Origin of the sequence: Desulfonispora thiosulfatigenes DSM 11270 (assembly GCF_900176035.1) — a bacterium.
Classification (GTDB): domain Bacteria; phylum Bacillota; class Peptococcia; order Peptococcales; family Desulfonisporaceae; genus Desulfonispora; species Desulfonispora thiosulfatigenes.
In genome coordinates this window covers 56,803-68,313 of record NZ_FWWT01000020.1, presented here as the reverse complement: position 1 = coordinate 68,313, position 11,511 = coordinate 56,803, and the positions used below count along the sequence as shown (strand labels likewise).

The following is an 11,511-nucleotide window of genomic DNA, read 5'->3' as shown; positions in this document are numbered from 1 at the left end:
TATAAATACTATTAATATTATTCTTCTGGACATACTACAATACCTACTACCTCCGGTCCTGAATGAACACAAATACCAGCACCTATATACCCTATCATAATGTCTTCTCCACTAACTGTTTTTAACTCATTTTTACTTTTTTCTACCAAATTATTAGCTTCTTCAATTGTGACGCCATGCAATATACCTATTTTAGCCTTTTTATTTCCTATTACATCTTTAGCCGTTTCAAACAATTTATTTAATGCACGGTTCCATCCTCTTACCTTAGCTTCTGTATGATAAACCCCTTCTTCATTGACTCCTATAATGGGTTTAATATTTAAAATATCTCCTATAGCTCCTTCAACTAAACCAATTCTTCCGCCTTTACGCAAAAAATCGAGTGTTTTTACTACAAAAAACACCTTTATTTCTTTTTTAAAAGATTCTAATTTTTCCACTATTTCTGATAAAGCTAAATCTTCATCTAATAATGATTTAGCTTTAAGAACTAAAAAGCCAACTCCCATAGAAACACTTTTAGAGTCAATAATGTATAAATTTAAACCTTTGTTGGTAATTTTTTCCCGTAAACTTTCTAGCATTTTAACAGTACCACTTAAATTACCAGAGATATGAATTGCTAATATATCTGTATATTCTTGTGCCTTTAAATCGTCTATAAAATCTAATGTCTTACCTATGGATGGCAAAGATGTCTTTGGAACTTCTTTATCAAGATTATCGTAAATTTCTTGAGTAGTAAGATCTATTCCATCTTGATACTCAGCCTCTTTATATATAATTTGCAAGGGAATAACCTTTATATCATATTGCTTAATCCACTCTTTTGGTAAATCACAAGTACTATCAGTAATTAAAGCTACTTTTTTCAAGACCTCAACCTCCATTAAAGGTAAAAATTTGTATTATTAAAGACTTCCATAAATTTTACGAAAGTCTTTTTCACATTAACCTTTATAAAAGTATAGTTTACCATTTTCAAGTTCATACTTAATAATTTCTTTATTATATAAAAATGTAATAAATGCTGCAACTGTCGAAAGAGAAAAATAGTATTCTTTAAGATCTAGGTTTAAATCTTCTAGTATTGTAATTTCTTCTAAAAGATCTTCTTTAGTTTTAGGTTGATTTAATAATTCGATAATAATCTCAAAGTATTTATCAAGGTTATTTTTATTTATTTCTATTAAATTATTAATTTCTTTTTTGTCATAAATATTTTCACCATGACTTAGTACGAAATAATCATAATCTAAGGAACCAATTATATCATAAGTATCTAATTGCTCTTTTATATTAAATAAAAAAGGAAAGGAATATTTATTTATTATTTCCTCACTAAATAAGGCATCACCTAAAAAAACAACCCTATCTCTTGTACCGATTCCAATTTGACCTTCTGCATGACCTGGTATAGCTATTATTTCAAATTTTTCATTATTAATCTTATTTATTCCCGTATATATAGTTTCATCAACTAGGTTTTCTTTCGATCTCTTAAAGTTTTTTGCAAAATAATTTATAGGATATCCACCATATAAATATAAAGGAAAAAGCAAATCATTTTCTATGTATAATTTTTCTTTTTCAGATGCATATATAATACTACCTGGAAAATGTTCTTTTATAAAGCTATTTCCCCCTGTATGATCAATATGGTTATGGGTATTAATAATGTATTTAACATTCATATTATGCTCTGAAAGTATCTCTGTAATCTTTCGAGTTTGTTGATTATTAATACCACTATCCACAAGTAATGTATATTTATCTTTAAAGAGATACACACCTATATTGGTTGCACCTGGTATATAATATGTGTTTCCATGTATTCTCTTTAAATTCATAATTTTCCCCCATAAAAGTCCTTAACGAACGTTCGCTGGTTCGATATTAATTCTTTTACCTTTTATTTGATTGTCCTTCATAAACATTAGTATATCTTTTGCATATTTTTTTGGAACTTCTACAAAGCTAAATCTCTCATATACATCTATCGATCCAATTAACTTACCAGAAATACCAGTTTCTCCTGCAATACTACCTACTATGTCTTTTGTCGTAATTCCTTGATTTCTACCAACATTAATAAATAATCTTACCATACCTGAAGATGCACCAGTATTTTCAAATTCTTCATCATCTATGCTTTGATCATCACTAATATTCATTTTTAACAAAGCAGCCGCAACATCGAGAATAGTATGATCATCATCTTCTTCAGCCAATTCTTCTACTATTCTTGAATACTTTCCTAATTTTCCTTCTTTCATTACATTTTTCACTTTTTCTAAGAATAAGTTTGTTTTAATTTCTTCTAAATCACTTTGTAATGGTATTGGTTGACGAATGATTTTTGTTTTTGTATATTTTTGAATATCTCTTAATTTATATATTTCTTTACCAATAATAAATGTAATTGCTTTCCCTGTCCTACCTGCACGGCCTGTTCTTCCGATACGGTGTACATAATATTCTGTGTCTTGTGGTACATCATAGTTAAACACAATTTCTATATCATCTACATCTATACCTCTAGCTGCAACATCTGTAGCAACTAAGATTTCTATAACACCCTTACGAAATTTACCCATAACAGTATCTCTTTGCATTTGCTTCAAATCACCGTGAAGAGCATCTGCAAAATAGCCTCTAGCTTGTAATTTACTTACTAACTCATCTACTGCTCTTTTAGTATTACAAAATACAACAGATAGTTTTGGATTATACATGTCAATTAAGCGAGATAATACTTCTAACTTTGCGTTTGCTTTTACTTCATAATAAATTTGCTCAATATTTGGTACCGTTAATTCTCTTTGAACTACCTTAACTATTTCCGGATTTTTTTGATATTTTTTCGTTAAATCTAAAATTTCTTTTGCCATAGTAGCTGAAAATAATAATGTCTGTCTATTTTCTGGCATTGTATTTAAAATAGTTTCGATATCTTCTCTAAATCCCATATCTAACATTTCGTCAGCTTCGTCTAATACCATCGTTTCTACTTTATCCATTTTTAAAGTTTTTCTATTCATATGATCAAGTACTCTACCAGGTGTACCAATTATTAACTGAATGCCTTTTTTTAATGCTCTAATTTGACGATCAATAGGTTGTCCTCCGTAAATAGGTAAAATATTGATGCCTCTCTTATATGTTCCTAATTTACGTAATTCCTCTGATACTTGAATAGCAAGTTCTCTCGTTGGACACAAAACAACTGCTTGTAAGCTTTTATTATTTGGATTGATTCTTTCTAAAATAGGTATTCCAAAGGCAGCAGTTTTACCCGTTCCAGTTTGAGCCTGACCTATAACATCTTTTCCTTCTAAAATAACTGGTATAGCCTTGGCTTGAATAGGTGAAGTTTCTTCAAACCCCATATCCGCTACAGCCTTTTTAATTTCAGCTGATAAATTTAAATCCTCAAATGATAATTTCTCCATACATTTTAATTCCTTTCTACGTGTATCTCTTATTTAATTGATTAGTAAGTATATCATATACATATAGTATACGCAAAGTATACACCGAATATTAACATAATCTTTAAATAAAAACAACAAAACCTGGATAAAGAACATTCTTTATCCAGGTTTTGTTGTTTAAGTTTTGTGTTTAAGTTTTGTGTTTATGTCTTGCTTTTAGATTGATGACATATTTATTGTTCTTTGTCTTATTTCATCTAAATCTCTTGTTACCCTAGCTATATTAGTTTCCATAGCTACTTTAGCTACGCTTACTGCTACCTCTGAGGCTACCCTTTTATCAAATGGATTAGGAATAACGTACTCCTCATTTAACTCATCTTCATTAATAAGATTTGCTATTGCATATGCTGCTGCTATTTTCATTTCTGTAGTTATTTCGGTTGCTCTAACATCTAAGGCACCTCTAAAAATACCTGGGAAAACTAAAACATTATTAACCTGATTAGGGAAATCTGATCTTCCTGTACCTACTATCTTAGCCCCTGCTGCTTTAGCTACATCTGGCATGATTTCTGGTATTGGGTTAGCCATAGCAAATATAATTGGATCCTTTTTCATTGATTGAACCATCTCTACTGTAACCGTATTTCCCTTAGAAACTCCAATAAAGACATCACTATCTTTCATTGCTACAACTAAATCACCTTTAAGATTATCTACATTAGTTTTGGCAAACTGCTCTTTATATTTATTCATTCCTTCTACTCTACCTTCGTAGATAATTCCTCTACTATCACACATTACAATATTTTTAACACCTAAGTTTAATAATAACTTTCCAATTGCAATTGCAGCAGCTCCCGCACCATTCATAACAACCTTTATATCTTCCATTTTTTTGTTGACAATTTTCAAGGAGTTAATAAGACCAGCTGAAGTTACAATAGCTGTTCCATGTTGATCATCATGGAAAATTGGAATATTAGTAATCTTTTTTAGTTCTTCTTCTATTTCAAAGCATCTAGGTGCACTTATATCTTCTAAATTTATACCACCAAATGTAGGTTGTAATAATTTAACTGTTTCAATAATTTTATCTTTATCATTAGTATCTAAACAAAGTGGGAATGCATCTACTCCAGCAAAAGCTTTGAATAATACCCCTTTTCCCTCCATTACTGGCATAGCTCCTAAAGGACCAATATCTCCAAGTCCTAAAACAGCACTACCATCAGATACTACTGCTACTAAATTTCCTTTTGAGGTATAATCATAAACTTTCTCAGGATTTTCAGCAATTACCTTGCACGGCTCGGCTACTCCTGGAGAATAAGCTAAACTCAAATCATCATTATTTCTAACTTCTACTTTGCTTTCAATTTTAATTTTTCCTACGTGCTTTTCATGAAGCTTTAGTGCTCTTTCATTTAAATCCATTTTTATGCCCCCTCTATAATAACTACTATGTATTTATTATGAAAACAATTATGTGAAATATTTTTAATTTTAAAAATATTCTATATTGTATACTAACTATTATATTCCTTTTTCTCTGAAATAAAATAGACACTCCCACAAAATTAATTTAGGGAGTGTATTAGTTAGTATTAAATACATTAAATAAGTTTATGTTATAACTGGAGTTTTAATAATAGTTTTTAGCTATTGATGGTAAAATTTCCTTCATAAAGATCAATTTGATATGACTTTCCTTCCTTAATTTCCCCTTTAATTAAAGCTTTAGCAACTTTATTTTCAATATTATTTTGAATAAAACGTTTTAATGGCCTAGCTCCATAAATAGGGTCATACCCTTGTTCAGCTATATACTCTTTAGCTTTTAAACTAAGGGTTAAAGTAATTTGTTTATCTAGAAGTCTTCCTTGCAATTCTTTTATAAATAATTCTACAATACTTATAATTTCATTTAACCTTAAGGGCTTAAATAAAATAATATCATCGACTCTATTTAAAAATTCAGGTCTAAAATGCATCCGTAAATCTTTTATAACTTGCTTTTTAGCACTTTCTTCAATATCTCCATTAGAGTTTATTCCTTCTAATAAATAACTAGAGCCTATATTAGAAGTCATAATTATTATGGTATTTTTCATATCTACTGTTCTGCCCTTAGAATCTGTGATTCTACCATCATCTAAAATCTGTAATAATACATTAAAAACATCTTGATGTGCCTTTTCTATTTCATCAAAAAGAATTACTGAATATGGCTTTCTTCTCACAGCTTCTGTGAGCTGCCCTCCTTCTTCATAGCCTACATACCCTGGAGGAGCACCAATTAATCTAGATACAGAATGTTTTTCCATATATTCACTCATATCAATTCTAATAATATTCTCCCTAGAGTCAAATAGCGTCTCAGTTAGTGTTTTAGCGAGCTCCGTTTTTCCTACTCCTGTTGGTCCTAAAAATATAAATGAACCAATAGGTTTATTAGGGTCTTTGATCCCTGCTCTTGCTCTTAAAATGGAGTCTGTTACCTTTTGAACTGCTTCTTCTTGACCTATTACCCTTTGATGCAAAATTTCTTCTAATTTTAATAATTTCTCTCTTTCTCCCTCTACTAATTTACTTAAAGGTATGCCTGTCCACCGTGAAACAATTCGTGTTATTTCTTCTTCCCCCACTGACTCCCTTACTAGGGTATTTTCGCCCTTATTAGATATTTTAATTTCAGCTTCAGTTATTTTTTTCTCAAGTTCTGGTATTTTTCCATATTTAAGTTCTGCCGCTAGATTAAGATTATATTCTCGTTGTGCCTTTTCCATTTCAAGGTTAACTTTTTCTAATTCTTGGCGCAGCTTTTGAATACTTACAATAGAGCCTTTTTCATTTTCCCATTTAGCCTTTAAACTATTATATTTATCCTTTAAATTTGCAAGTTCATCTTGGATCTTTTCTAAGCGATCTATGCTAGCCTTATCTTTTTCTTTTTTTAAAGCTTGTTCTTCGATTTCAAGTTGCATTACTCTTCTTTTAACTTCATCAACTTCCACAGGCATAGAATCAATTTCTGTTCTAATCAGTGCGCACGCCTCATCTATTAAATCTATAGCTTTATCAGGTAAAAATCGGTCAGTTATATATCTATCTGATAACACTGCTGAGCTAACCAAAGCATTATCATAAATTTTCACCCCATGAAAAACTTCAAATCTTTCTTTTAATCCTCTGAGAATTGAAATTGTATCTTCAACCGTTGGCTCATCAACAAGTACTGGTTGAAATCTTCTTTCAAGTGCAGCATCTTTTTCAATATACTTCCTATATTCATCTAAAGTAGTAGCACCAATACAATGTAATTCACCCCTAGCAAGCATAGGCTTTAGCATGTTACCTGCATCCATTGCTCCTTCTGTTTTCCCTGCTCCAACAATCATATGAAGCTCATCTATGAATAAAAGTACACGTCCATCACTTTTTTTGACCTCTTGTAAAACTGCCTTTAATCTTTCTTCAAATTCCCCTCTATATTTTGCTCCTGCCACTAATGCACCCATATCGAGTGAAAATATAGTTTTATCCTTTAAGCCTTCAGGCACATCTCCTCTTACAATTCTATGTGCTAAACCTTCAACAATAGCAGTTTTACCAACCCCTGGTTCACCGATTAAAACAGGATTATTCTTAGTTTTTCGCGATAAAATTCTTATTACATTACGTATTTCATTATCTCTACCAATTACCGGATCAATCTTATTCATTTTTACACTTTCCACTAAATCTTGTCCATATTTACTTAAGGCTTCATAAGTATCCTCTGGAGCATCACTTGTTACTCTTTGATTTCCTCTTACATCTGTTAATGCTTTTAAAAATGATTCTCTGGTAATGCTATTGCTTTTGAAAACCTTATCTAAATTAGACTTTTGTGCTTCATTTATGAGAGCTAAAAATAAATGCTCTACCGAAACATATTCATCAGTCATTTTTTTTGCTTCATCTTCAGCTGTAAGTAGTACCTTATTTACACTTTGACTTACATAGATCTTTCCTGGTTCTCTTCCTGGACCTGTAACTCTAGGTTTTTTACTTAAAATATTTATAGTATCTGTAATAATCTTATTTTGCTCAATACTCATTTTTTCTAATAATCTAGAAATCAAACCTTCTTCTTGTTCAATTAAAGCTAAAAACAAATGTTCTAAATCAATTTCCAAATGGTCATAAGACAATGCCTTTTTCTCTGCCTCTTCAATCGCTTGTAACGACTTTTGAGTAAAACGATTCATATTCATTAATTTTCCCCCTTAATTGATTTTAATGTGTGGATGATTTAATTTAATACTTAATACTTTATGGTATTTATTCTATAATTGTAATATAAGATTATCTCTTATAGGAAAAATATTCAATACTCGGAGGTTATTAAAATGGAAAGAAATGTTCAATGGGTCATAGACAAAAGAGTGGAAAAAACTATCGTAAACTTACAAAAAAATAATATACAAGGTTATTTGGTGCAAGATGAAAATGAATTATTAGAAAAAATAAAAGAATTGGTTAAGGAAGGTAATACAGTAGGGGCAGGGGGATCAATGACCTTACATAGAGCAGGTGTCTTTGAACTACTCAAAAGTGGAAATTATAATTTTTTAGACCGAAATAAAAAAGGCCTTACTAAGGAAGAGGCTTATGAAGTACAGCGCCAAAGTTTATTAGCTGATACTTACTTAACTAGTAGTAATGCCCTTACTGAAGAAGGAGAATTATATAATGTAGATGGCTATGGGAACCGTGTTGCAGCAATGATTTTTGGCCCAGAGCAAGTAATCGTAGTTGTTGGAATAAATAAGATTGTAAAAAATATAGAAGAAGCTACTAAAAGAGTTGAAAGAATAGCTGCTCCCGCTAATACAAAAAGATTAGAGCGTAAAACACCTTGTGCTACACTAGGTTACTGTACAGATTGTCAAAGCCCAGATAGAATTTGTAATAGCTATGTTATCATTCGTAAACAAATGGTAAAAGATAGAATCAAAGTTATTATCGTTAATAAAGAATTAGGTTATTAAAAAACTGGAGGCTAGGCCTCCAGTTTTATGCTGATACGGAACTAAAGCTAATATTTTTTAAATCAAGAATTCCTCCCGCTTTCATTAATAAATCTAAACCAAGAAGTCCATTTATATCCCCAAATCCAATGCTTGTAAAATCTAGTTTTTTATTTTTTATTCTAGTATTGCCTATAATTACCTCGTCCACTTCTTTAACATAAGAAACTTCAGTACCACCTATTCCTCTAGATAATACTATTTGTTCATTTCCTTCAATTTCAATTCCTATTTGCTCAGCTATCTCTTGTGAAATAAGGGTCTGCGCTGCACCTGTATCTATAACCATATTAGGAATTATTTTTGTTTTTCCTTTATAAGTCAATTTAATAGATGTATATAATAATCCATCTCTAAATTCAATTTTCATATCATGACTCCTTAAATCAATCAATTTATACTTGTCTAATATTATTACCAATTATTACTGTTTATGCCTCGATAATATTATTATTTTTTGAAAGATTTAAGAATTATTTATTAATTTAAAATTCTGACTAAATAAAACTTAATAAGTCCAAGGGTTTCGCGTAAAGTATATTTAAATTTAAGTGCTTTGTTAGTATATAATGGGCTATCTAATGCTGGAGCGGTTTGAAATTTCATTCCCAGGTCGTTTGCCATTAAACTTGCTCTTTTTAAATGAAAAGCATCTGAAACAATTATATATCTTTTGAACCCTTGCTCTTTACCTAATGAATAACTATATTTAAGATTTTCCCTAGTTGATGTTGCCTTTTTTTCTAAAATAATATCTTCCCTAATAACTCCTAAAGACATGGCCACTTTAGCCATTACTTCAGCTTCTGTGGGGGAAAATCTCCCTACACCACCTGATACTATTATTTTCTTAACTATTCCCTTATTATATAAATCTACAGCTTCTGTAACTCTTGCTTTCATAGAAGGACTAGGCTTACCATCTTCCCATACTGCAGCACCTAAAACAATTGCGGCATCAGCCTTTTTAAGGATTTTTTTAGTTCCTGCTTGTTCTACTTGATAATATAAAATAGTAATTATTACTGAAAATACCACCAACAAAATTGCTAATATTCTTATAACACTATTAACTTTAGTTTTACTGAAAATAAAATCTTTCATATTCATTATTAAATGATTTCTCCTATATCATATTCCTTATATTTCAAAATTTCAGGAGCTTAATTAATTAAATCTTCAAAGACTGGATTACCTACTAAAATATCTAGTTCCGGATCATTTTTAGCATACTCTTTGTTTTCTTCGTCTAATTTAATAGCCTTTTTAAGGGCTTGTAAGGATTTATTTATTTCTTCATTTAGGGCATACGCACAAGCCAAATTATACCAGGCTAAAGAATAGAAAGAATTACATTCAAGTGACTTTTTATGGTAGGAAATGGCTTCTTCTATATTTCCTGCATCTTGATACTCAACCCCTAAATTGGTATAGGCTAAATAGGAACAAGGATTAATTTCTAAAGCTTTTTCATACAAATCTTTAGCCTTTTCTACTTCCAAATTATTTGAATACTCCACTCCTAAATTAACATAAGTTTCTTCATCCTTTGGATCTATTTCTAGAGCCCTTTTATATGCTTCTATCGCAGCATTGGTTAATCCTGAGATACTTAGTATCTTAGCTAAATTATACTGGGCATCAAAATAATCAGGATCTATTTTTAAAGCTTTTTTCAAATATTTAATTGCTTTATCAAAAACTTCTGCTTCCAAATAAATTACGGCTATTTGAAAACAGACTTTAGCTTCAAAATCAGTATCAACAACCAAGGCCCTTTTAAAGGCTATTAAAGCTTTTTGTGGTTGATTATGCTCTACTAAAGCTATACCCATTAAATAATTAATGTTTTTTATATTAGGAAAGAACTCTAATATCTCTTCATAATTTTTCTTTGCTAACTCAAAGTTTCCTTGTTCTAAAGCCTCAAGGCAAGATTTATATAATTGGTCTTCGTTCAAATTCATCCCTCCTATACAATTAACTATCGTATATAAATAGAAAAGATATTAATCATCCTCAAAAAGGTCTATAAAGATGATCAATATCTTAATTTTTAATCTTCCATAAAATATTTCATACTAGTTTTCTTTAATTCTTTTTCGCTAAATAATAAATTATATTTTTCTATACCAATCATCTTGGACATTTCTTTAGCTAATTCATAGCAATCTTCCCTCGTCTCGGCATGAATCATAGAATATACATTATAATTTAATTTAGGTAGTTCCTTTCGGTGATAACAGTGGGTTACTTGGGATAAAGATGATAATTTAGTTCCTACTTCATCAATTTTATCTTTTGGTACTTGCCAGACAATCATAGGATTAGCTTTTAAGCCTATCTTTCGATGTCTAAGTGCTGCTCCCATACGCCTAATGTAACCTTTTTCTAAAAACTCATTTATTTTATCTATTAAGAAATCTTCTTCTATTCCTAGCCTCTGTGCAATAACTTTATAAGGACGAGGATCAAGAGGTAAGTCTCCTTGTACCTCACGTACTATTTTTTTATCTAGTTCGCTAAGCATTCTCTTTTTCCCCTTCCCCTGGAATATGAAAGTTTACTTTTATTTTAAATAACCTTTCAGCTGGTAAGTTATTTACCTTTATACCAGTCTTTTCGGTAATTTCATTGACTACCTTATCTAAATGTTCTTTTGATGGTGTTATAAGGGTAAACCAAAGATTATATTCATGCCTCCTGATATAATTATGGGTTACTCCTATATAGCTGTTTACTATTTCAATTACTTCTGGAAGCTTTTCTTCAGAAACTTCCATAGCACAAAGTGTACTTTTATACCCTAGTTTTCGAGAATCAAAAACTCCTCCCATACGCCTAATAAGTCCTGATTCTTTCATTACCTTTATTCTTTCAATTACTTCATTTTCAGATATACTTAATTTTTCCCCTATTTCCATATACGGTCTTTGACTAATCGGAAATTTATCCTGTATCATTACTAATAACTTCTTATCAATCGAATCCATTCA

Annotated in this window: 11 protein-coding genes; 1 reads left to right on the top strand and 10 read right to left on the bottom strand. The window is 30.5% G+C overall.

Annotation, left to right across the window (positions count from 1 at the left end):
* Nucleotides 1–17: 17 nt before the first annotated feature.
* The 5 genes from B8965_RS08320 to clpB all read right to left on the bottom strand — a co-directional run bounded on the left by B8965_RS08320 (nucleotide 18) and on the right by clpB (nucleotide 7,699).
* Complete coding sequence (locus tag B8965_RS08320; RefSeq protein ID WP_159446313.1) at nucleotides 18–878, bottom strand: DegV family protein; 861 nt, start codon at nucleotides 876–878, stop codon at nucleotides 18–20.
* A 75-nt stretch (nucleotides 879–953) separates the two neighbouring features.
* Nucleotides 954–1,853: an MBL fold metallo-hydrolase gene (locus B8965_RS08315; protein ID WP_084053583.1), complete on the bottom strand. Its 900-nt coding sequence runs from the start codon at nucleotides 1,851–1,853 to the stop codon at nucleotides 954–956.
* A gap of 21 nt (nucleotides 1,854–1,874) precedes the next feature.
* A complete protein-coding gene (locus B8965_RS08310; RefSeq protein WP_084053581.1) occupies nucleotides 1,875–3,455 on the bottom strand; it encodes a DEAD/DEAH box helicase in 1,581 nt (526 codons plus the stop codon).
* Nucleotides 3,456–3,653: 198 nt separating this feature from the next.
* Nucleotides 3,654–4,877, bottom strand: a complete 1,224-nt coding sequence (locus B8965_RS08305) for an NAD(P)-dependent malic enzyme (protein WP_084053579.1) — start codon at nucleotides 4,875–4,877, stop codon at nucleotides 3,654–3,656.
* 221 nt (nucleotides 4,878–5,098) lie between these two features.
* Entirely contained in the window at nucleotides 5,099–7,699 is a 2,601-nt protein-coding gene (clpB, locus tag B8965_RS08300; protein ID WP_084053577.1) for an ATP-dependent chaperone ClpB, read from the bottom strand.
* A gap of 135 nt (nucleotides 7,700–7,834) precedes the next feature.
* On the opposite strand from clpB, the gene B8965_RS08295 reads away from it, so the two are divergent.
* The gene (locus tag B8965_RS08295; RefSeq protein ID WP_084053575.1) at nucleotides 7,835–8,476 is read left to right on the top strand and encodes a lactate utilization protein; all 642 of its coding nucleotides are present in this window, start codon (nucleotides 7,835–7,837) and stop codon (nucleotides 8,474–8,476) included.
* A 25-nt stretch (nucleotides 8,477–8,501) separates the two neighbouring features.
* Here B8965_RS08295 and B8965_RS08290 read toward each other — a convergent pair whose 3' ends face one another.
* The 5 genes from B8965_RS08290 to ahbA form a co-directional block, all read right to left on the bottom strand.
* Nucleotides 8,502–8,885: a retropepsin-like aspartic protease gene (locus tag B8965_RS08290; protein ID WP_084053573.1), complete on the bottom strand. Its 384-nt coding sequence runs from the start codon at nucleotides 8,883–8,885 to the stop codon at nucleotides 8,502–8,504.
* A 110-nt stretch (nucleotides 8,886–8,995) separates the two neighbouring features.
* Complete coding sequence (locus B8965_RS08285; protein WP_084053571.1) at nucleotides 8,996–9,625, bottom strand: YdcF family protein; 630 nt, start codon at nucleotides 9,623–9,625, stop codon at nucleotides 8,996–8,998.
* Nucleotides 9,626–9,678: 53 nt separating this feature from the next.
* Nucleotides 9,679–10,476, bottom strand: coding sequence for a tetratricopeptide repeat protein (locus B8965_RS08280; protein WP_159446312.1), 798 nt, complete (start codon nucleotides 10,474–10,476; stop codon nucleotides 9,679–9,681).
* A gap of 95 nt (nucleotides 10,477–10,571) precedes the next feature.
* Entirely contained in the window at nucleotides 10,572–11,045 is a 474-nt protein-coding gene (gene ahbB, locus B8965_RS08275; protein WP_084053567.1) for a siroheme decarboxylase subunit beta, read from the bottom strand.
* Nucleotides 11,038–11,508 carry a siroheme decarboxylase subunit alpha gene (ahbA, locus tag B8965_RS08270; RefSeq protein ID WP_084053565.1) on the bottom strand — a complete coding sequence of 157 codons (471 nt, stop codon included), beginning with the start codon at nucleotides 11,506–11,508 and terminating at the stop codon, nucleotides 11,038–11,040. Before ahbA ends, ahbB begins: the two co-directional genes overlap by 8 nt.
* Nucleotides 11,509–11,511 lie beyond the last annotated feature (3 nt).

Bases quoted from the DNA above. Each gene is read 5' to 3' on its own strand.
- B8965_RS08315 (WP_084053583.1), bottom strand. From the start codon at position 1,853: ATGAATTTAAAGAGAATACATGGAAACACATATTATATACCAGGTGCA.
- B8965_RS08310 (WP_084053581.1), bottom strand. From the start codon at position 3,455: ATGGAGAAATTATCATTTGAGGATTTAAATTTATCAGCTGAAATTAAA.
- B8965_RS08305 (WP_084053579.1), bottom strand. From the start codon at position 4,877: ATGGATTTAAATGAAAGAGCACTAAAGCTTCATGAAAAGCACGTAGGA.
- clpB (WP_084053577.1), bottom strand. From the start codon at position 7,699: ATGAATATGAATCGTTTTACTCAAAAGTCGTTACAAGCGATTGAAGAG.
- B8965_RS08295 (WP_084053575.1), top strand. From the start codon at position 7,835: ATGGAAAGAAATGTTCAATGGGTCATAGACAAAAGAGTGGAAAAAACT.
- B8965_RS08290 (WP_084053573.1), bottom strand. From the start codon at position 8,885: ATGAAAATTGAATTTAGAGATGGATTATTATATACATCTATTAAATTG.
- B8965_RS08285 (WP_084053571.1), bottom strand. From the start codon at position 9,625: ATGAATATGAAAGATTTTATTTTCAGTAAAACTAAAGTTAATAGTGTT.
- ahbB (WP_084053567.1), bottom strand. From the start codon at position 11,045: ATGCTTAGCGAACTAGATAAAAAAATAGTACGTGAGGTACAAGGAGAC.
- ahbA (WP_084053565.1), bottom strand. From the start codon at position 11,508: ATGGATTCGATTGATAAGAAGTTATTAGTAATGATACAGGATAAATTT.